General features: G+C 61.0%; 18 protein-coding genes. 10 read left to right on the top strand and 8 right to left on the bottom strand.

What is annotated here, in order from left to right; all coding sequences use genetic code 11:
- Positions 1-27 precede the first annotated feature (27 nt).
- From RB548_RS27610 to RB548_RS27600, 3 genes are read right to left on the bottom strand one after another with little or no spacing between them, the layout of a single operon-like run.
- A complete protein-coding gene (locus tag RB548_RS27610; protein WP_331376936.1) occupies positions 28-1257 on the bottom strand; it encodes an ABC transporter substrate-binding protein in 1230 nt (409 codons plus the stop codon).
- A gap of 59 nt (positions 1258-1316) precedes the next feature.
- On the bottom strand, positions 1317-2219 hold the full coding sequence (locus RB548_RS27605) for a sugar phosphate isomerase/epimerase family protein (RefSeq protein ID WP_331376935.1): 903 nt from the start codon (positions 2217-2219) through the stop codon (positions 1317-1319).
- Between the two features lie 8 nt (positions 2220-2227).
- Positions 2228-3220 (bottom strand): Gfo/Idh/MocA family protein, encoded by a 993-nt coding sequence (locus RB548_RS27600; protein ID WP_408642484.1) that lies wholly within the window; start codon positions 3218-3220, stop codon positions 2228-2230.
- Between the two features lie 172 nt (positions 3221-3392).
- Between RB548_RS27600 and RB548_RS27595 the strand changes: the two genes are divergently transcribed.
- From RB548_RS27595 to RB548_RS27575, 5 genes are all read left to right on the top strand, one after another.
- Positions 3393-4430 carry a substrate-binding domain-containing protein gene (locus tag RB548_RS27595; protein WP_331376933.1) on the top strand — a complete coding sequence of 346 codons (1038 nt, stop codon included), beginning with the start codon at positions 3393-3395 and terminating at the stop codon, positions 4428-4430.
- 161 nt (positions 4431-4591) lie between these two features.
- A complete protein-coding gene (locus RB548_RS27590) occupies positions 4592-4894 on the top strand; it encodes a cupin domain-containing protein (protein WP_331376932.1) in 303 nt (100 codons plus the stop codon).
- A 145-nt stretch (positions 4895-5039) separates the two neighbouring features.
- Positions 5040-6170 carry a site-2 protease family protein gene (locus tag RB548_RS27585; protein WP_331376931.1) on the top strand — a complete coding sequence of 377 codons (1131 nt, stop codon included), beginning with the start codon at positions 5040-5042 and terminating at the stop codon, positions 6168-6170.
- A 76-nt stretch (positions 6171-6246) separates the two neighbouring features.
- Positions 6247-6747 carry a DUF1772 domain-containing protein gene (locus RB548_RS27580; RefSeq protein WP_331376930.1) on the top strand — a complete coding sequence of 167 codons (501 nt, stop codon included), beginning with the start codon at positions 6247-6249 and terminating at the stop codon, positions 6745-6747.
- Positions 6748-6976: 229 nt separating this feature from the next.
- Positions 6977-8221 carry a S41 family peptidase gene (locus RB548_RS27575; RefSeq protein WP_331376929.1) on the top strand — a complete coding sequence of 415 codons (1245 nt, stop codon included), beginning with the start codon at positions 6977-6979 and terminating at the stop codon, positions 8219-8221.
- 26 nt (positions 8222-8247) lie between these two features.
- Here the strand turns inward: RB548_RS27575 and RB548_RS27570 are convergent, their stop codons facing one another.
- Positions 8248-9246: an ABC transporter permease gene (locus tag RB548_RS27570; RefSeq protein ID WP_331376928.1), complete on the bottom strand. Its 999-nt coding sequence runs from the start codon at positions 9244-9246 to the stop codon at positions 8248-8250.
- Between the two features lie 137 nt (positions 9247-9383).
- Positions 9384-10124, bottom strand: a complete 741-nt coding sequence (locus RB548_RS27565; RefSeq protein WP_331376927.1) for an ATP-binding cassette domain-containing protein — start codon at positions 10122-10124, stop codon at positions 9384-9386.
- Between the two features lie 260 nt (positions 10125-10384).
- Here RB548_RS27565 and RB548_RS27560 point away from each other — a divergent pair, with 260 nt between their 5' ends.
- Together RB548_RS27560 and RB548_RS27555 are read left to right on the top strand one after the other, a co-directional pair.
- A complete protein-coding gene (locus RB548_RS27560; RefSeq protein ID WP_331376926.1) occupies positions 10385-11365 on the top strand; it encodes an NAD-dependent epimerase/dehydratase family protein in 981 nt (326 codons plus the stop codon).
- 48 nt (positions 11366-11413) lie between these two features.
- Complete coding sequence (locus tag RB548_RS27555; protein WP_331376925.1) at positions 11414-12403, top strand: substrate-binding domain-containing protein; 990 nt, start codon at positions 11414-11416, stop codon at positions 12401-12403.
- Between the two features lie 157 nt (positions 12404-12560).
- Here RB548_RS27555 and eglC read toward each other — a convergent pair whose 3' ends face one another.
- Positions 12561-13958 carry an endo-1,3-1,4-beta-glycanase EglC gene (gene eglC, locus RB548_RS27550; protein WP_331376924.1) on the bottom strand — a complete coding sequence of 466 codons (1398 nt, stop codon included), beginning with the start codon at positions 13956-13958 and terminating at the stop codon, positions 12561-12563.
- Positions 13959-14162: 204 nt separating this feature from the next.
- Between eglC and RB548_RS27545 the strand changes: the two genes are divergently transcribed.
- On the top strand, positions 14163-16940 hold the full coding sequence (locus RB548_RS27545) for a PAS domain S-box protein (protein ID WP_331376923.1): 2778 nt from the start codon (positions 14163-14165) through the stop codon (positions 16938-16940).
- Complete coding sequence (locus RB548_RS27540; RefSeq protein WP_331376922.1) at positions 16937-17302, top strand: response regulator; 366 nt, start codon at positions 16937-16939, stop codon at positions 17300-17302. The genes RB548_RS27545 and RB548_RS27540 overlap by 4 nt, the downstream gene beginning before the upstream one ends.
- 139 nt (positions 17303-17441) lie before the next feature.
- On the opposite strand, the gene RB548_RS27535 is transcribed toward RB548_RS27540, so the two are convergent.
- Complete coding sequence (locus RB548_RS27535; protein WP_331376921.1) at positions 17442-18665, bottom strand: MFS transporter; 1224 nt, start codon at positions 18663-18665, stop codon at positions 17442-17444.
- A 115-nt stretch (positions 18666-18780) separates the two neighbouring features.
- On the opposite strand from RB548_RS27535, the gene RB548_RS27530 reads away from it, so the two are divergent.
- Positions 18781-19416 carry a TetR/AcrR family transcriptional regulator gene (locus RB548_RS27530; protein ID WP_331376920.1) on the top strand — a complete coding sequence of 212 codons (636 nt, stop codon included), beginning with the start codon at positions 18781-18783 and terminating at the stop codon, positions 19414-19416.
- A 57-nt stretch (positions 19417-19473) separates the two neighbouring features.
- Here the strand turns inward: RB548_RS27530 and RB548_RS27525 are convergent, their stop codons facing one another.
- Entirely contained in the window at positions 19474-20109 is a 636-nt protein-coding gene (locus tag RB548_RS27525; protein ID WP_408642483.1) for an alpha/beta fold hydrolase, read from the bottom strand.
- Positions 20110-20215 lie beyond the last annotated feature (106 nt).

The raw sequence follows: 20215 nt of genomic DNA, 5'->3' as shown, positions 1-20215 counted from the left end.
GCCGCCGCTTCAAGCGGCGGCATCTTCTCAACCGAGGACAGCCTTGATCTTCTCGGCCGCCTGATCAAGCGCCTCCTTGGAGCTCATCTGGCCGGTCAACGCCGCCTGGATGGCATCCTGGATCGCCTTCGAGATCTTCGGCCATGCCGGATGCGGGCCACGGGGCTTCGCATATTTCAGCTGCTCGACGAAGACCTTCAGGGCTGCGTCCTTCAGAGGCTCGCCGGTCTCCGGGATGGAGATATCGGAACGCGCCGGCAATTGCCCGAAGTCCTTGAACATCCGGTTGTCCTGCGAGACGAAATATTCCAGAACCTTGAAGGCTTCCGCCGGGTGCTCGGTGTTGGCAAAAACCGCCCAGTTGAAGTCGCCCATGGCCGAGGAGCGTTCGGCACCCGGCTCCGGCACCGGCAGGAGCGCGACACCCCAGTCGAACTTGGCTTCCTCGATCATACGGTCCAGTTCCCACGGACCCGAGATCGCCATCGCCGCATTGCCTGAATTGAAGGTGCCGGTCGAATCCCATTGGCTTCGCGTCAGCGTATCCGGCGACGCCAACTTCTCGTCGATGATCCTCTTCCAGACATCGAGCGCCTTGACGGCGCCGTCCGAATTGATCGCATCATAGCTACCGCCGGCCATCTGCGCCCAGGGCAAGAACTGGAACGTCCCCTCTTCGTTCGCCTTGGCCGAGAAAGTCAGGCCGTAGACATTGGCGGCCGGGTCCGTCAGTTTGCGCGCCGTCTCCACCAGTTCGTCCCAGGTCTGCGGCGGTTTGTTCGGGTCAAGGCCTTTCGCCTTGAACATATCCTTGTTGTAGTAGAGCGCGATCGTGTTGGTCGCCTTGGGAATACCATAGTATTTGCCGTCCCAGGTCACGGATGCGAGCGGCCCCGGGAAATAGTTCTCCGCCTTGACGACCGATGACTTCGCGATCATGTCGGTGAGGTCGAGAAACGCGCCGCGCGACGAAAAGAGCGCGTGCTCCGGATTGTCGACCGCGATGATGTCGGGCGCCTGTCCTGTCGAATAGGCGCGCATGGCCTCGCTGACAACGTCGTCGAACTGGATCTGGCGATATTCGACTTTAATTCCGGTATTCAGCTTGTTGAAATCGTTAATCAAGTTCGGCGCCGGCTGAATGTCTCGATCGAGCGACCAAACACTGATCGTCACATCTTCGGCGCTGGCGGCGAAAGCCGCCAACGAAGTACCGAGGGCGACGGTGCCCAGGATTGCAAATCTGCGAATATCCATAGTCTCCTCCTATGTTTATCCCGCGACCGGCATCCTCCATGCCGGCGGTCAGGCATGCGTCAGACCGGATCGACGATGAAATCGCCGCCCCGGCATGTTTTCAGGTAGTTGAGCGCGTGGACCTGGCCGGTCATTTCGAGTGCATCGCGATAGACGGGGTCGTGCCAGCCTTCGATGTCGATCGAACCGGACCAGCCCGCGAGCCTGAGTTCCGAGATGATGTCGGTCCAGTTGCTGTCGCCGAAACCGGGCGTGCGCATGAAGACGAATTTCTCCTTGCCGAAGATGCCGTGCTCGCGGATGACGTCCCAGCGGATCGTTGCGTCCTTGCCATGCACATGGAAAATCTTCGCCGCCCATTTGCGGATCTGCGGCAGAGGGTCGATCAGATAGACCATCTGGTGGCAGGGTTCCCATTCGAGGCCGAAGTGTTCGTCTGGCGTCTCGTTGAACATCAGTTCCCAGGCATCGGGATTGTGGGCGATGTTCCAGTCCCCCGTCGCCCAGTTCCCATCCATGGCGCAGTTTTCAAATGCGATCCTCACGCCCTTGTCCGCGGCGCGCTGGCCGAGTTCGCGCCAGATCTTTCTGTAGCGCGGCAGGCTGTCCGTCAGCGGACGATTGCGAATGCGCCCGGTGAATCCCGCGACGCAGGTCGCGCCGAAGTGGTGCGCGTTGTCGATGCAATCCTTCCAGCCCTGCAGCGTCTGCAGGTCGATATCGGTCTCCTCAAGCGGATTGCCGAACATGCCGAGCGTCGAGATGGTGATATCGCGGTCGCCGATCGCCTCCCTGCAGCGCTTACCAAGCTCGGCGAGGTCCTGCCCGTTGGTCGTCTGCCAGAAGAACGGCTCGATACTTTCGAAGCCCAGGTCGGCGATTTGTCCGATGCGTTTGGCGGCCTCGCCTTTCGTAGCGCTGACCATGGTGCCGATGCGGATAGATTTGGCTGGATTGCTCATCAGATACCTCAAATTGTCACGCGCTGCCGGGTGCGGGCGCTTTCGATCGCCGCAAAAACCATGGCAAGGCTGTTGATGTTGTCGTCGCTCGCCGTTTCCGGTTTCTTGCCGGAGCGGATGGCCGCGACGAAATCTGCGATCACGCTGGCGTGGCCATGCGTCTCCGCCTGATCAGCCGGTTCCGGGACCTCGATCGGGAGCAGTTCGCGCAGAAAACCGTCGCTGCCGGCGACCTTGTTGGCCTGGAAGCTCTCGGCTCCATCCCAGAGCAACGTGCCCTCGGTGCCGATGATCCGCCACTGGCTCTCCCAGCTTGTATTCGCGCCCTCGGCGCACCACGAGCCGCGATAGGTGAAGGTGACGTCGTCCGAGAGCTCGAAGATGGCGTTCGCGGCTGCACCGTGCGCGTACCAGGAGCCGCGCGGATTGCTTTCGTGGCAATAAACCGCGAGTGGCGTCTTGTCGGCGATAAAGCGCGCAGCATCGAAGGTATGGATCGCCATGTCCAACAGCAGCACGTTGTCCATCTCTTCACGGAACCCGCCGAAATGTGCGCCGATGAAGAAGTCGCAATGGAGACCGGTCAGCTTGCCGATCGCGCCGCTTTCGACGAAGCGACGGATTCGGCGCACGCCGGAGATAAAGCGGCGGTTCTGGACGACGGCATGGATCTTGCCGGCCTCACCCGCGAGGCGGATAAGCTCCCTGCCGGCGGCGAGCGAGGTCGCCATTGGTTTCTCGCTCAGGACATGGCATCCATGCCTGAAGCCGACAGCAACCACCTCTTGGCGGGCGGCGGGCACGACGATGTCGAAGAGCAGATCCGGTTTGGTTTCGCTCAACACCGCATCGAGATCGGAACCGATGATCGCGTCCACGATATCGAACTCTTTCGCAAGCGCCCGAGCCGCCTCGACGTTCACGTCGACGAGCCCGACGATGCGGATCGATGATTGAAGTTCGGGGTTTGCGGCGATCGCCCTCAGCCAACCTTTGGCCATAGCTCCGCACCCGCACAGAACTGCGCGCAAAATCACGTTTCTCCTCCCGCAAGTCTACGATATCGCCTTGTTTTGGCTACCGTAAACGTTTACGGAACTATGCGGAGTTTCCGAAACATGTCAATAGGGATTCGGAGATGGCTGGATGAATGACGGAGGATGACGGTTCGGGATGAAGGGAATTCGGCGTCTTGCGCAACATCTCGATATTTCCATCGGCACGGTCTCGCGAGCACTCAACGGCAAGCCCGACGTCAACGACGAGACGCGTAAGCGCGTGCTCGAGGCAGCCGCCGAACTGGGTTATGTCCCGAACCAGTCGGGCCGCAGCCTCCGGCAGGGCACGACCAATATCATCGGCTTCATGATCCAGACCGGCACGGAGATCACCGGCCAAGGCGACATATTCTTCATGAGCGTTTTCGACGGCGTGCAGGCGGTCTTTGCCAGGCACAAGCTCGATCTCGTCGCCCTGCTCTGCTCGTCGCAGGAAGATCCAAACGACTACCTGCGCCGCGTCGTGGCGCGCGGCTTTGCCGACGGGCTGATCCTGTCGGCAACCCAGCGCAACGATCCCCGTATCGAATTCCTGGCCGAACGCAACATCCCCTTCGTCACGCTCGGCCGAAGCCTGACGGATGCGGGCCAGCCCTGGCTCGATCTCGATTTCGAGGGCATGGCGCAGGCATCGATCGATCGGCTGGTTGCCCGGGGGCATCGGCGCATCGCCATCACGCGGCCGCACGACGACATCAACCTCGGCTACATCTTCGTCGACCGCTGCCGCCGGGCGCTGGCGGCACACGGCTTAACCCTGGAGGAGGATCTTATCTTCCGCTCAACGCCGAACGAAGCGGGCGGCTACCAGATCGCTCGTGACCTTCTCGCGCTCGATGAACCGCCGACGGCGATCGTGCTGATCAACGAGACGATCGCGATCGGCTTCTACCAGGCGCTCTCCGAAGCGGGCGTCAAGCCAGGGCGCGACATCGCCGTGATCGGGCGCTACAGCCCGCACGCGCATTTCCTCTCGCCGCCACTCACCTGCTTCCGCCTGTCACTTCGCGATCTCGGCATCGCGTTGGCGGAAACCCTGCTTTCCGCCATGCCGGCCTTCAAAGATCACTATCCGGACGCGCCTGCAAACAAGGTCTGGCCCATGGAACTTGTCGAGGGCGAGAGCGATGCGTTCCTCGTCCCGCAGCGCTGAGTAACCGCAGACACTCCTTCGGCTGGCGTGATTATCGCCCGAATTTGAAACTGCCGACGGCCGCAAACGGATCATTTCCGCAATTTCGGCGTTTGGAGACTTAGGTCAATTGTCGGCTTCGGCCCATCTCCCAGTCGGAGCCGTCCTGAAAGGAGATCGCGATGCGCGGAATTTTCCTCGTCCCTGCCCTTTTCGGCTTGTCAACGACCGCCTTTGCCCATGACGCCCCTAGCGGATGGAAGTATCCAAACTCCTGCTGTTCAAATTTGGATTGTCGGCAGGTCACCCAGACGGCAATAAGCGAACGTCCGCAAGGCTATATCATCAAGGCGACCGGCGAAGTGCTTCCCTACACCGACGGGAGGGTGCGCATCTCACCTGACGGGTTCTACCATTGGTGCTCCGCAGCGGGCGAGGAGCACAGCAAGACAATTTGTTTGTTCGTGCCGCCGCGGGCCTATTGAACACTTTTTAAACGGCCAGACCGTCGCTGTGGCACTTCGCCATGGCGAAGCCGGGGTGATCGACTATCATAGCGTCGTCGGCACCTCGGTCGACGGGTGAGTTTATCGCTGCTTACCGACAACAGGACGCGGGAGCGAGACGCGCATGGGTTGGTCTCTCAGGATTGGAACGATCGCTGGAACGGCGATACGGCTGCATGTCACTTTTGCGCTCCTGCTTGTTTGGATATGGCTGATGCATTACCGGATCGGCGGCGCGCCTGCCGCTTGGGAAGGCATCCTCTTCATCATTGCCGTCTTCGTCTGCGTCGTGCTGCACGAATTCGGGCATGTCGCCGCGGCGCGCTATTACGGAATCAACACACCGGATATCACGCTGCTACCGATCGGCGGCGTGGCCCGGCTCGAACGCATGCCCGAGGAACCTCGCGAGGAGTTTGTGATCGCCATAGCCGGTCCCCTCGTCAATGTCGTTATCGCTGGGCTCATCTTTCTTGCGCTCGGCGGCTCGGTCGGCATGGAGCAGATGGCCGAGGTCGAAGATCCCGGAAGGAGCTTTCTCGCAAGGCTTGCCGGGGTCAACGTCTTTCTTGTGCTTTTCAATATGATTCCGGCGTTTCCGATGGACGGGGGCCGCGTGCTGCGCGCAGCCCTCGCCTCGCGTCTCACTTGGGCAAGGGCGACGGAGATCGCCGCGGCAATCGGCCAAGGCCTTGCCTTCGTTTTTGGTTTCATCGGCCTGTTCTATAATCCGCTGCTGATCTTCATCGCGATCTTCGTCTATCTGGCCGCGACGGCCGAAGCACAGAACGCGCATATCCGCGCCGTCTCCGGTAGTGTCCTCATCGCCGACGTCATGGTCACCGAATTCGCAAGGCTCGACCGCTCGGCGACGATCGACGAGGCGATCGAGATGCTGCTTGCAACGACGCAACGCGAGTTCCCCGTCGTCGACGCCACCGGCCGCTTCGAGGGCCTGCTGACGCGCGACGACATGATCCGTACTCTGAAGGAAAGAGGGGCCGAAACGCCGGTCGTCAGCGCGATGCGCCACGACATCCCGCGGATCCACTATCGCAAGCGCCTCGAAGAGAGTCTGAAACTGATGCAGCAGACAAGTTCTCCCGCCGTTGCGGTGGTCGACGGTTCGGACCATCTTGTCGGTCTCATGACCCATGAGACGGTCGGCGAAATGATGATGGTGCGTGCGGCCGCATCGGGCAGCTTCCGTTTCGGCCACCTGCGCCGGGGAAAGGGCGATTACACCCACTTTTGAGCTTTTCAGCGGTTAAGGGCATGGGAACCGAACATGGGCTGAAGCGTTCGACCCTTTAGCGAAATAGGGTTCGACCATGTTTCTTGCCTTGCAGGTTCTGACGATCATCGTCGTGGCTATTGCCATGGCGCTGGCGCTCGCGCATGCGCTCGAATTGCCCGGCAAGCTCAGATTGGCCAAGGAACAGTATCTCGCTGTTCAACCGATCTACTATCCCGGCTTCACCATAGGAGGTGCGGCCGAGCCTCTCGGCCTGTTGTTCAGCGCCATTCTCCTGCTCTTGACGCCTCCCGCCACGCAGGCTTTCTGGCTGATCGCCTCTGCCTTCATCGCTCTATTGGCCATGCAGGCGACCTATTGGATCCTGACCCATCCGGTGAACAATTTCTGGCTCAAGGATGTCGAATTGAAGGGCGTGAGCGCCGGCTTCTTCTCGCTGGCCGCTTCGCGCGATCCTGGCGATTCCGGCAATCCGGATTGGACCTATCTGCGTGATCGGTGGGAGTTCTCCCATGTCGCACGGGCGGCATTCGGCTTGATCAGCCTAGTCCTCCTTGTGATGGCTGCCGCGCTCTAACCGATGCGACGGCCGAGGTGGCGGTTGCTCCTCGATATCGCGACGGGTTGCAGACGAATGTCGATCAGGTGCCGCGCCAGACTACCGAACATCGGCCGCCTTGGGCATTGCTCTCCTCCCACCGAATGCGCGGCGCATTGGCCCGACACTCACGGAATGTTGTTTGCGGGCGTCGCAATCCAGCCGCGGTTTCGCCGATACTGGCCGAAACAGAAACGGAAATCGGCCCATGCGCGCAAGGACGGTCGGCTCCCTCCCTCTCATACTTTTGCTATTTTTCACATCCGGGCGAGCCTTCGCCCTCGAGCCGCCTCGATCGGGACAGCCGGTCTTCGATCGGGCGGTCGAGCTCGCGGTCGACAATTTTCATGACGCATCGGCGCTCGACCGGTTCGTCGCGACGGTGCGCCGGGAGATCGAAGATGTGCCGCTAACCGCCAAGAGTTCTCAGGTTGAGGTCGACAGGGCAATCGATACCGTCCTCGCCAGCCTCGGTGCGTCGCATACCGCCCGCTTCAGACGCGATACGATCGACTATTTCGAGCTCATCGATATATTCCGCTTTGCCGTCCGCAACGACATGCGGCGATTGTTCCCGCCGGATGGCGAAGTGAACTATGCCGGCATCGGCATGGTCACGCAAAGCAATGACCCGCGGTTCGTCACCGATGTCTATGACGGCTCGCCTGCCGATCGCGCGGGAATTCTCGTTGGCGACGAGATCCTCTCGGTTGATGGCGCCCCCTACCGCGAAGTCGAATCCTTTCGAGACAAGGTCGGGCGAAGCGTCGAAGTTCGGTTGCGGCGTCAGCCGGGCGCGGCGCCGATCGCCGTCAAGGTTGCCGTCGAGCGACTGAGGCCGCTGCGGACTTTCGAGAGGGCGATCGAGAGCAGCGTAAAGGTGACGGAGCATGACGGACGGCGGATCGGTTATCTCCGACTGTGGACGCTCTCGACGGCCGATGGGCTCGACATCGTGGCCCGCGAGCTTGCAACCGGGCGCCTCAAGGATGCCGACGGTGTGATCGTCGACCTGCGCGGCCGGTGGGGTGGCGGGCCGGCCGATGCGGCGGAGCTCTTCGTCGGCGACACGCCGACCTTCCGCCTGATCTCGCGAGGGGGCAAAGAAACGCTCGCCAACGTGCGCTGGCGTCGGCCGGTGGTCGCGATCATCGACGAAGGCGCCAGGAGCGGGTTGGAACTCTTCGCTTTTGCCTTGAAGGCGAACGGAGTCCCGCTGGTCGGAGCGCGAACGGCCGGTGCTCTGCTCGCCGGCCGCGCCTATCTGCTGCCCGACGACAGCCTGCTGGAACTGGCAGTCTCCGACGCCGTCATAGATGAAGGGTTGCGGCTCGAAGGGCGAGGCATCGATCCCGACATTCCGGTGCCATTCAGCCTGCCCTATGCGGCAGGAAAGGATCCCCAATTCGATGCCGCGATGGAAGAGATGCGGCGCATTCTGGTGAAGGGCTGAGGCGGCAGCTTCCGGCCAAGCGGCGCTTATTCGCTTTGCCGGAAGTTGCGGATCCGGTCGAACAGGACGGCCAGCACCGTGGCGCCGCCGATGAACGTGCCCTGCCAAAAGGCATTGATGCCGAGCAGTCCAAGGCTGTTGCGGATCACTTCGATGAGCGCCGCACCGATTAGCGCTCCGGAGGCCGTGCCGACGCCGCCGGCGAGATTGGCGCCGCCGATCACCGCCGCGGCAATGACCTGGAGTTCCATTCCCGCGCCGATGTTCGTGGTGACGGCGCCGAGCCAGCCGGTCTGGATGATACCGGCGATCCCGGCCGCGAGCGCGGAGATCATGTAGACGGCAACCTTGATCCTTCTGACGGGAACGCCCGTGAGCGTGGCCGCCTGCTCGTTGCCCCCGATGGCGAAGACGTAGCGGCCGAACTTGGTCCAGCGCAGCACGAAACCGGTAAGCAGCGCCAGCGCGATCATGTAGAGCACCGGATTGGCGATGCCGAGGAACCATGCGCCGCCGCCAAGCGCCAGCAACTTGTCATGATCCGGCCCGAACTGGAAGACGACGGTATTGTTGGACGCCACCATCGCCAGGCTGCGCGCGATCGACAGCATGCCGAGCGTGATCACGAAGGGCGGAAACCCCAGGTAGGCGATCATGACCCCGTTGAAGGCGCCGATCAGGAGCGCGGTGCCGATCGAAGCGGCGATGCCGACCTCGATGCTGTAGCCGGCATGCATGACGACGGCGAGCACCATGCTGCACAGGCAAAGCACGGATCCGACGGAGAGATCGATGCCGCCGGTAATGATGACCAGGGTCATACCGAGCGCGATGATCGCAACGAAGGTCACGTTGCGGGTGATGTTGTAGAGATTCTTCGCTGTGGCGAAGGAGTCGGTGGCGAAAGACAAAAATATGCAGGCGAAGATCACCGCAATCAGCACCCAGAACGTCTGGCTCGCGAGTAACGCCGCCGGCCAGGTTTGCTGCCTGTGTTCTATCGTCGGTTCCAGCGTTGTTGCCATCGTCGACCTTCGTCTCTCTTCGCGGTCACTGCATGTTCCCTTAAATCGTAGCCGATTTAAAGATAAAAACATGCAGCAATTCAAAGTGCTACAGCGTCCTTTGCGCGTCTGATAAGACGCGCGGCGCTGTAGTCCGATCATACTTGTTCGATCGCGCCGGTAATTAGTCCGGTAACTTCTTCCGGTGAGCTTGAGGTAATCGGCTTGTCTGCGACCTTTCGGCCCCGCCGCATCACGACGACACGGTCGGCGACGTCGAAGACGTCCGGCATGCGGTGGCTGATCAGGATGACGGCAATGCCCCGGTCCCGGAGTTCCCGGATCAGGTTCAAGACTTCCGCCACCTGACGAACCGAGATCGCCGCGGTGGGCTCGTCCATGAGCACGATCTTTGCCTCGGAGAGCATCGTGCGGGCGATCGCCACTGCCTGTCGCTGACCGCCCGACATCTGTTTGACGAGATCACGCGGTCGCGTTTCCGATTTCAGCTCCCTGAAAATTTCGCCGGCACGCTTGTACATTGTCTTGTGGTCGAGAATGCGCACCGGACCGAGACCGCGCCGCAGTTCGCGTCCGAGGAATACATTTGCCGCTGCCGTCAGGTTGTTGCAGAGCGCCAGGTCCTGGTAGACGATCTCGATCCCGTATTTGCGCGCCTCCACGGGTCGGTGAAGCACCAGCTCCGCGCCGTCGAGGCGCATGGTGCCGTGGCTTGGCCGAAAGTTGCCGGCGATCATCTTGACCAATGTAGACTTGCCGGCGCCGTTGTCGCCCATCAGGCCCACGACCTGCCCCGCTTCCAGCGAAAGCGAAACGTCGCTGACCGCCTGGATCGCGCCGAAATGTTTGGAAATGTTGGCGAGTTCGAGAACCGCCACGGCCTTCTATCCTCCCGATAGCCTTAGGCTTGCGGCCGCTCCAAACCCTTCACCCCGGATGCGGAGCCGTCGCGATCCCGCTTCCCGGATTTCCTCCCCCGGAAGAGCGATTTAGCGAATTTACGCAAAACGTTACGGCACCGTCAATCGATTGTCCTGCGATTCAGTCGCTCCAGGCGGCCAAGATTCCATTTTGTATTACAAATACTCGTTGACGAGCGAAGCTCGCGGATATTAGCTTTAAAAAGGGGAGCAAGAGCATGCTGATCCTTGTTACCGGTGCAACGGGCAAGGTCGGGCGGCACTTCATTGCTGGGCTGCTTGACGATCCGCGATTTTCCAAGGCGCGCATCCGTGCGCTTTGTCATAATCGCCTGTGTCCGGAAACCGACCGGGTCGAGTTGGCACGCGGATCCATCGCCGACCGGCGCGTCGTGTCTGACGCGCTCGCCGACGTCACCCATGTGGTCCACCTCGCCACCTGCAAGGAAACGCCCGATGACGTCATCGACGTCACGGTCAAGGGGCTTTTCTGGCTGCTGGAGGAGTTCCGCGCGAGTGCAGCCGCATCCCAGTTCATCCTCATCGGCGGCGACGCCGGCATCGGCCATTTCTACTACCGCCACGACGGGCCGATCACCGAGAAGGTATCGCATCAGGCGTATCCCGGCTGCTACGCGCTGTCGAAGGTGCTCGAAGAGGTGATGCTGGAGCAGTTCGGCATCCAGTACGGCCTCAACGGCTGCTGCCTGCGCGCGCCGTGGATCATGGAGAAGGACGACTTCAAATACACGCTGTCTTTCGGCGACGACGTCTTCGGCGGCCCGGTGTGGAAGAGCCTCGTTCCGCAGGCTGACGCGGAGCGCTACGCCAAAGACGGCACGGTGCCGCTGCTGCGCGATGCCGACGGGCGGCCGCTCAAACGCAATTTCGTGCATGTCGACGATCTGGTCTCCGCCATATTGGCGGCGATCGACAATCCACGCGCGACGCGGCAGCTCTTCAATATCTCAATGGACAGGCCGGTCGACTACGGCGAAGTCGCCGCATATCTCGCCCGCACCCGCGGCCTCGCTTCCGTCGACATAGCAAGCCAGTTTCACTCGAACTGGATGGACAACAGCAAGGCGAAGTACCTGCTGAACTGGCAACCTGAGTACGACACGGAAAGGCTTATCGACTCGGCTTGGCAGTACGAGCGTGCGCGGGATGATCCGCGCATCGTCTGGTATCCGGGTTGATTTGTGTGGCGGGCACGTGGGTGCCCGTTTGTTTCAAGGGAGGAAGGAATGAGGAAGGCACTATTGCTTGCCGTTGCCGTCTTGGCACTCAGCGCCGGAACGGCCATGGCCCAGAAGAAACAGCTCGTCATCGTCGTGAAGGGCCTCGACAATCCGTTCTTCGAAGCGATCAACCAGGGTTGCCAGAAGTGGAACAGCGAAAACCCGGATTCGGAGTATGAGTGCTTCTACACCGGTCCGGCATCGACGTCGGACGAGGCTGGCGAGGCGCAGATCGTCCAGGATATGCTGGGCAAGGCGGAAACGGCCGCCATTGCCATCTCGCCGTCAAACGCAAAACTCATCGCCCAAACGCTGAAGACCGCCAACCCTTCGGTTCCGGTGATGACGCTTGACGCCGACCTGGCCGCCGAGGATTCGGCACTGCGCAAAACCTACCTTGGCACCGACAACTACCTGATGGGCGCGCGGATCGCCGATTACATCAAGAAGGCCAAGCCGAATGGCGGCAAGATCTGCACGATCGAAGGCAATCCGGGCGCGGACAATATTCTGCGCCGGGCACAGGGGATGCGCGACACTCTGACCGGCCAAAAGGGTCTCGCAGAGCTGAAGGGTGAAGGCGGCTGGACCGAAGTCGCCGGCTGCCCGGTCTTCACCAATGACGACGGCGCCAAGGGCGTCCAGGCTATGACCGATATCCTGGCGGCCAACCCGGACCTCGATGCCTTCGGCATCATGGGCGGCTGGCCGTTGTTCGGTGCACCACAACCCTATCGTGACCTGTTCAAGCCGATGGCCGACAAGATCGCCAAGAACGAGTTCGTCATCGGCGCCGCCGACACCATCGGCGACGAAGTCGCGATCGCGCGCGAGGGCCTCGTAACAGCGCTCGTCGGCCAGCGGCCGTTCGAGATGGGTTACAAGGCGCCGGCGGTAATGCTGGACCTGATCGCCGGCAAGCCGGTCGAAGACCCGGTGTTCACCGGCCTCGACGAATGCACCAAGGATACCGTCGACACCTGCATTCAGAAATAACGATTGCGGCGGAGGCCGCAGCCTTGCCGGCCTCCGCCTACAGCGCCGCGCGTCCTATCAGACGCGCAAAGGACGCTGTAGCATTTTGAATTGCTGCATGTTTTTATCCTTAAATCGGCTACGATTTGAGGAAACACGCAGTAGACGACGGCGCCACTCAGATATGCCAGTCGGCGTCCAGCGAATAGGCCTTGATGTAGTCGATCTTCATTTGGGCCCCGTCGACAAGGCCGTCGGCGGGCGTGCCCGCTATGCCCCCGACAGCGAGGTTCACGAGCATGTACATGGGATCGTGCATGTCCGAGGGCGTGTCGGCGCGTGCGATCGCGGCGTCATCGAAATACCAGACGATTTCCTCTTCCGTCCAAAGCACCCCGTATTTGTGGAACCCGCTGGTGTCGGCCACTTTGACGGCGCTTGCGATGCTGGTCTGCGAGCCGGTCTCGTTGGAATGGACGGTGGCGATGACCGTGTTCGGGTCCTGCCCGCGCATCTCCACGACATCCAGTTCCGGCGGCCAGGAGCCATCGGCCGGCAGCAGCCAGAATGCCGGCCATACGCCTTGGTCGTCCGGCATGTCGGCGCGGATCTCGAAGTAGCCGTAAGTCTGGGCAAAGGACGAATGGGTCGTGAGCAGGCCCGAGGTATAGTCGTAGCCGTTGATCTCGGCCTGAATGGCGTCAGATGCCGGCGCCGCAGTGATCGTCAGGACACCGTTTTTGATGGAAAACGGATTGGCGGAAGCCGTGGGCTGATAGGCCGGGTTGATATACCACTGAAGTTCGCCGTTACCCGCAAGTGTGCTTCCCTTTTCGGGTGCCCACCAGAATTTGGCGTCCCAGATACCGCTCGCGCCGTCATGAAGCTGAAGAGTATTGAAGTCGTCGGAAAACGTTTGTGTCAGCGCGGAACGATCGAGACTCAATCTGAACTGCTGCGCCTGCAATTGGTCGGCGGTCGTATTGGCGAAAACAAGGCTCTCGCCGTTAGCCAGGTCGAGCCGCAAGTTGGCGCCTTCCTGCCTGAGATTGGCCTGGACCTGAGAAAAGGAGGTAAACCCATAGCCCTCGAGGCGGACGATGTCGTCGAAGTTGAAGTCGGTTATAAGGTCGCTACCGTTGCCGCGCGTGAAGGCAAAGATATCGGCGCCACCTGCGCCTCGCAGCACATCGTTGCCGGCGCTGCCATCGAGCGTCTGACTGCCGGAACCGCCGGTGATGATATTGTCGGCATCATTACCAAGGGCAAATCGCCCGTTGCCGGTGACGGTCAGGTTCTCGAAATTGTCCGGCAGGGTATAGCTCATCCAGGTGCTGATTGTATCGACACCCTCGCCCGCCGCCTCATACGCTCGATTGATCCCGGAATAGAGATAATAGATGTCGTCGCCCTTGCCCCCGATCATGGTGACATTGACGGAACTGTCGCCCCAGATGGAATCGTTGCCGGCTGTCCCGTAGAGTGTGGGGCCCGACCCGGTGGCGGAAAACCATGCCGTCGAACTTCCGCTGTAGTACAGCGACTTGCCCACGGCGTTCAGCACAGTTCTGCTCATGAAAACATCTCCGATTTAGTTACTCGGTCTCCTCCGCGGATACTGCCAGTCTCCACTCCACCGGCGGGCGAACCTAACATCAGCTTTGCCGCGGATCTACCGTGTCACCTTGGGGGTTCGCAGGTTGATGGCGCGCGTACCTGTCCGGAACAAACCTGCCCGTGCCGCGTTTCCCGGTGTCAGCGAGCGCTTGCGGAGGGACCTATGTGCAGCGCGGAGGCACTGCCGAAAAATTTGGCAAGCAAGATCGGTGCTTTGGCTTCGACGGATTTTCGGGCGGTGCTGGACGCATTGCCGATGGCGGTCTACGCCACGGACCGAGCCGGGATCATTACCTACTTCAATCAGGCAGCCGCGGATCTCGCCGGCACGGAACCCAGGCTCGGCAAGGATCGTTGGTGCGTCAGTTGGGAGCTGCGACGCGCAGACGGGTCAACTCTGCCCCATGACGAGTGTCCGATGGCCCAGACGCTCAAGCAAGAGCGGGCGATCAGGGGGCACGAGATTGTGGCTGTGCGGCCGGATGGAACGATGGTGCCGATCCTTCCTTACCCAACACCGATCTTTGACAGGTCGGGGACGATGACGGGGGCAATCAATCTCCTCGTCGATATCAGCGAACGAAAAGGCTCTGAGACTATCCTGCGCGAGGAGACAGAGCGCGAAGCCGAAAGCCGTCGACAGGCTGAACTGGATTCCCGGTATCTCGCAGCGATTGTCGAGTCCTCCGACGACGCCATCGTCAGTAAAGATCTGAACGGCATTATCACGAGCTGGAACAAGGGAGCAGAACATCTATTTGGCTACACCGCCAACGAAGTCGTCGGGAAGCCAATCACGATATTGATGCCGCCCGGCCATGAAAACGAGGAGCCCACGATCCTTGATCGCATCCGCAATGGTGTGCGCATCGATCACTACGAGACGAAACGTCAGCGCAAGAACGGAAGCCTTGTCGATATTTCGCTCACCGTTTCGCCCGTATGCGACGCAACGGGCCGCATAATTGGCGCCTCGAAAATCGCCCGCAACATCACGGAACGCAAGCAAGCCGAAGAAACGTTGCAAACGCGCCTGCGTGAACAGGCTTCGCTCTACCTCCTCACCGAAAAACTTCATCGCGCCAAGGGCATAGAAGAGGTCTACGACGCGGCGCTGGATGCCATCAGAGCGGCCCTCAATTGCAGCCGCGCGTCGATCTTGTTGTTCGACCAGTCCGATACGATGCGCTTCGTCGCCTGGAGCGGGTTGTCAGAACATTACCGTCATGCCGTCGATGGCCATTCTCCATGGAGTCCGGACGTGCGGGATCCGGATCCGATCTTTGTTGAAGACGTGACTGGAGCCGACCTTTCCGACGACCTCAGAGCGACAATTGCATCGGAAGGTATTGCCGCACTTGGGTTCATTCCCTTGATTGCCGGAGGAAAGCTGATCGGCAAGTTCATGGCCTATTACGACAAGCCTCATGTGTTTGGCGAGACGGAGATCAGCCTCGGGCTGACGATCGCGCGCCAGCTCGGTTTCAGCATCCAACGCATCCGGGCCGAACGGGCAAGGCATCTCGCGGAGGAGCAACTGCGACGCAACGAGGCCAACGAGCGGGCACGCGCAGCCGAACTGCAGGCCATTATGGAGGCGGTGCCGACCCCCATATGGATAACACGAACGCCTGACTGCCGTGTCATTGACGGTAACCGAAGCGCATACGAGCTGCTCGACCTGCCGCCAGGTTCGAACCTTTCGTTTTCGGCGCCCGCTGATGAGCAGCCCTCCGGGTTCCAGATTTTCTCGGCGGGCAGGATGCTGTCGGCCGATGAAATGCCCGTGCAGCGCGCGGCACGCGGAGAAGAGGTCGAGAACTTCGAAGAGGAGATCCGGTTCGATGACGGTAAATCGTGCCATCTGCTCGGCAACGCCACCGCGATGCGAAACGCACTCGGAGAAGTGACCGGCGCCGTCGCCGCCTTCATCGACATCACGGAGCGCAAGCAGACCGAAGAAGCCCTTCGAGAAAGCGAGGGCCGGCTGAAAATGGCTCTCGATGCAGGGCGGATGGGCGCCTGGGAGTGGAACCTGCAGAGCGGCAGGGTGATCTGGTCACCCGGGCTTGAGGTGCTTCATCATCTCGAACCGGGAACATTCGAGGGGACATTTGCAGATTTCAAGCGTGATATTCATCCCGCCGATCTTCCGGCCGTCGAACAGGCGATCGAGAGAGCCCTCGCGACCCGCGAGGACTATCATGTCGCCTATCGCATGCGCCTGCTCGACGGAACGATACGCTGGATGGAAGCCTTTGGCAGGTTTTCGCCCCCAGAAAGCGCGGCGGGTGAGCGTTTGGCCGGCATCTGTATGGACATCACCGAGCGAAAGGAGGCCGAGGCGCAGAGGGACTTGCTTGTCGCTGAACTCAGCCACCGCGTGAAGAATACGCTGGCCACCGTCAACTCGATCGCACGGCAGTCCTTTTCGACGAACCCGGACGCGCGCGATGCACAGCGATCGTTCGATGCCCGCATTCGGGCGTTGGCACAGGCACACACACGTCTTGCTGAAGCGAGATGGTCGGGTGTCTCTCTGCGGTCGATATTCTCCGATGAACTGGCTCCCTATCGAAATGAGGACGTGGACAACATCTCTCTCGACGGTCCACCAACGACTCTGCCACCAAAACATGCCTTGACGCTCGGTATGGCCGCGCATGAACTTGCCACCAACGCCGCCAAGCACGGCGCGTTGTCCGTTAAGGCCGGTCGCGTAAGTGTCGATTGGACAGTCGACCCGACTGAGAACCGGCTTTGCATCCGCTGGAGCGAGACGGGAGGTCCTCCCGTCTCGCCGCCAAGCCGCAACGGTTTCGGCCGCTTGCTTCTCGAACGGGTCCTCGCTTCCGATCTCGGCGGCGATGTCCGCCTGGAGTTTGCGTCGCAAGGGCTGAACTGCACGATCGACGTGCCCTATCTCAGGGGAACCGAATGACAGGGTCCGAGGGATGCCGGGTCTTCGTCGTCGAGGACGAATTCCTGGTGGCATTGCAGATCGAAGACGACCTTGTCTCGGCGGGCTACGTCGTCGTAGGCCCTTTTACGACGTTGCAGGGTTCGATCATCGCGTCGCGCGAACAGAAGTTCGAAGTCGCCACGCTGGACCTGAATCTGCGCGGGGAGTTTGTCTATCCACTCGTCGATGAACTGCTGGAGCGCGGGGTGCCCGTCTTGCTGCTGACGGGCTACACGGTGTCGGACTTACCGGAGCGGTTTCGTGCATTGCCTCGCCTGGCAAAACCCTTCGACGGCCCCGAACTGATCAGGCAGGTCGAAGGCCTTCTGGCCGCAAGGTGACGGCGGCTGCAGGCGCCGGGAAGCACAGTCTCCGGTCGTCGCGTTGCCGATCCTACACACCCACTCCTGACCGCTTGCCGCCCCACTTTCGGAGGACGGCTGAGCTTGATGACCCGTCATCGATGCGTCGAGCTCTTTCCTACTCTGCGGGTTGGGGCAGCGTCCCCTCCGCGGCCTCCATTCTGCCTCCGGCCAATATCCGCTGACCCAAGGCGATGATCGCCACGGATGCCACTCCGGCGAATGCGGATACGAGGAAGCCGTTTTGCGCGCCGAAATTATCGACTACCCAGCCCGCGACGAAAGCCCCGAGCGCCATGCCAATTCCAATGCCGGTCATCACCCACGTAACGCCCTCGGTCAGCATCGTTTCCGGAACCCGGCGCTCGATCAAGCCAAAAGCCGTGATGAAGGTCGGCGAGATGGCGATGCCGCTCACGAAGACGGCGAGGGCCAGGAGCGGTACCGTATCGGCGACAAGCAGCGGCAGGGCCGTCACGGCAAGGACGCTGACCGCGATCAGCAGCTGCCTCTGCAGCGGCATGCTTGGATTCAGGGCACCGATGACCAGCCCGACGACGAACGACCCGATGGCGTAGACGCCGATGACAAGGCTTGCAGCATTTGGCTGCCCGAGCTCCTTCGTGATCGCAACGGCACTGACTTCCGCCGTAGCGAACATCGAGCCCACGAATACCAGGGCGAGCGTTATGATCTGCACCGGTCGCAGCCGAATTGCCGATCCTTGGGAAACGCCGCGCTCCAGATGACGTAGCTGCGGTTCAGTCGACCGCTGCAGCACGAAGGCAGTTGTTCCGACCGCAAGGAAAATGGTGCTGACCAGCATACCGGCTTCCGGAAACAGCGCGACCGCCAACCCGACCGAGAGCGACGCGCCGGCGATGTAAACCAGTTCGTCTGCTGCCGACTCAAAGGCGAAGGCCGTGTTCAACTCGGGACGGTCGCGGAATAGCTCTGTCCAGCGCGCCCGCAGCATCGCGGGAATGCTTGGCATCGCCGCCGCGAAAAAGGCCGACACGAACAGCGCCCACGCTGGCCAATCCTGGTTCGCTCCCACCATGAGAGCAATAAAAGCCAGGACCGAGACCACGGTGGTCGGCGCTATGACCGCCGACTGGCCGAGCCGATCGACCATTCGCGAGATCTGGGGAGAGACGAGCGCATTCGTAAGGGCGAAAGCTGCTGAAACCGCGCCCGCGGTCCAATACTCCCCGCGTGTCTGCGACAGCATGGCGACAATGCCGATCGGTGCCATGGCAATAGGCAAGCGAGCGAAAAAGCCCGCGGCGGAGAAACCTTTCACGCCCGGCACGCTGAATATTTCTCTGTAAGGATTAGACATAAGGTGTTCCTTCGTCATTGGGACGCCCATTCACATACGTGGCGTATGTGGACGGTAGTTGCGTACGTCGCGTATGTCAAATAAAATACGCGTCGTATGTGAAGAAGGAGATTCCATGAGCAAGCCGCGCCCGGTCATGATCGCCGAGACACGCGCGAAGTTGCTTGCCGCTGCCCGGCACGCCTTCGGGACGGTAGGCTATGCCCAATCCTCAATGGATGATTTCACGGCAGGCGCGGGATTGACGCGTGGCGCGCTCTACCACCACTTCGGAGACAAAAAGGGGTTGCTGCAGGCCGTGATTCAAGAGCTGGATGCCGAGATGACGGCGCGGTTGCACAGCGTCTCGTCACGAGCACCAACGCGTTGGGAGGGGTTCGTCGATGAGTGCGTGGCCTATATTCAGATGGCACTCGAGCCCGAAATCCAACGAATCATGTTTCGCGACGGCCCCGCCATCCTCGGCGACATATCTCAGTGGCCAAGCACCAACGGCTGTATCGCGGCCCTCAGTCGGAGCCTGAGCCAACTCAAGGCGGATGGAGCGATTATCGACGTCGATGAAGAAGCGACTGCGCGCCTGATCAACGGTGCCAGCAGCCATGCTGCCTTGTGGATCGCCAACTCGGAGGACCCGCAGGAAACATCGAGAAGAGCGGTGGAGGCCTTCCGAGCATTGCTCGAGCGACTGAAGAGGCCTGACACAGACACGCTCAAAGCTCGCGCGACGATTTCAACAACAGGATTTTGAACGAGCACCTTCGCCTGGCAGGCAGACGCACCCTCGCTTTTCCAGCGCACTCACCACCTATTGAGCCAAGCGCCCCTGGAACCAGCTTACTAGGATCGCCGCGAGTTCCTCTGGCGCTTCCATCGGGATCATATGCCCGGCCTGGACCAATTCCATGACTGCGCCAGGGATGCCATCGCGCAGTTCTTCGGCCTCCTCGATGCTGCGGAGGCGGTCCTGTGTTCCCGCTACGATCAGCGTAGCGCAGCGGATCTCGCCGAGACGTTCAAGATCGCCATCGCGGTGAAACATTGTCTGCTGCTGGAAGACCCTGCCACCGAGGCGAACGCTCATCGCATGGATCCGATCGATCAATTCAATATCGCTCTCTCGATCCGGGTGAACAGAGGTGCGGAGGGAAGCATGGCTAAGCCCCCGGAACGTGGCGGGATCGAAGGCGGAGACTGCCGCTCTGCGCCGAGCTTGAATTCCCCCATCTCCCCGCGCGGAGGTAGCGATCAGCACAAGCGACGACACCTGCTGTGGTGCAAGCCGTGCCATTTCACGCGCAACGTAGCCTCCCATGGAGAAGCCGACGAGGATGAACTGCTCTGGCGTGTCGACCAGTGCCTGTCTAGCCATTTCCTCGATCGACTGCGCCCGCGTCGGATCGACATGGACGATTTGGCCGCTCGTCGGCAGCCGACGGAGCATGTCCGACCATAACTCGCGGTCGGTCATGAAACCCGGGACAAGGACGATGTTGCTGTGAAAGATCGGAATGACCTAAATAATTGGCGCTCGGAGACCGCGAGACCTT

The sequence above is a fragment of the Sinorhizobium chiapasense genome (genome assembly GCF_036488675.1).
Classification (GTDB): Bacteria; Pseudomonadota; Alphaproteobacteria; order Rhizobiales; family Rhizobiaceae; genus Sinorhizobium; species Sinorhizobium chiapasense.
This window is presented reverse-complemented; position numbering and strand designations above follow the sequence as displayed.

Coding starts and splice junctions, on each gene's coding strand:
- RB548_RS27610 (WP_331376936.1), bottom strand. CDS start 1,257: ATGGATATTCGCAGATTTGCAATCCTGGGCACCGTCGCCCTCGGTACT.
- RB548_RS27605 (WP_331376935.1), bottom strand. CDS start 2,219: ATGAGCAATCCAGCCAAATCTATCCGCATCGGCACCATGGTCAGCGCT.
- RB548_RS27600 (WP_408642484.1), bottom strand. CDS start 3,220: ATGGCCAAAGGTTGGCTGAGGGCGATCGCCGCAAACCCCGAACTTCAA.
- RB548_RS27595 (WP_331376933.1), top strand. CDS start 3,393: ATGAAGGGAATTCGGCGTCTTGCGCAACATCTCGATATTTCCATCGGC.
- RB548_RS27590 (WP_331376932.1), top strand. CDS start 4,592: ATGCGCGGAATTTTCCTCGTCCCTGCCCTTTTCGGCTTGTCAACGACC.
- RB548_RS27585 (WP_331376931.1), top strand. CDS start 5,040: ATGGGTTGGTCTCTCAGGATTGGAACGATCGCTGGAACGGCGATACGG.
- RB548_RS27580 (WP_331376930.1), top strand. CDS start 6,247: ATGTTTCTTGCCTTGCAGGTTCTGACGATCATCGTCGTGGCTATTGCC.
- RB548_RS27575 (WP_331376929.1), top strand. CDS start 6,977: ATGCGCGCAAGGACGGTCGGCTCCCTCCCTCTCATACTTTTGCTATTT.
- RB548_RS27570 (WP_331376928.1), bottom strand. CDS start 9,246: ATGGCAACAACGCTGGAACCGACGATAGAACACAGGCAGCAAACCTGG.
- RB548_RS27560 (WP_331376926.1), top strand. CDS start 10,385: ATGCTGATCCTTGTTACCGGTGCAACGGGCAAGGTCGGGCGGCACTTC.
- RB548_RS27555 (WP_331376925.1), top strand. CDS start 11,414: ATGAGGAAGGCACTATTGCTTGCCGTTGCCGTCTTGGCACTCAGCGCC.
- eglC (WP_331376924.1), bottom strand. CDS start 13,958: ATGAGCAGAACTGTGCTGAACGCCGTGGGCAAGTCGCTGTACTACAGC.
- RB548_RS27545 (WP_331376923.1), top strand. CDS start 14,163: ATGTGCAGCGCGGAGGCACTGCCGAAAAATTTGGCAAGCAAGATCGGT.
- RB548_RS27540 (WP_331376922.1), top strand. CDS start 16,937: ATGACAGGGTCCGAGGGATGCCGGGTCTTCGTCGTCGAGGACGAATTC.
- RB548_RS27535 (WP_331376921.1), bottom strand. CDS start 18,665: ATGTCTAATCCTTACAGAGAAATATTCAGCGTGCCGGGCGTGAAAGGT.
- RB548_RS27530 (WP_331376920.1), top strand. CDS start 18,781: ATGAGCAAGCCGCGCCCGGTCATGATCGCCGAGACACGCGCGAAGTTG.
- RB548_RS27525 (WP_408642483.1), bottom strand. CDS start 20,109: ATGCTCCGTCGGCTGCCGACGAGCGGCCAAATCGTCCATGTCGATCCG.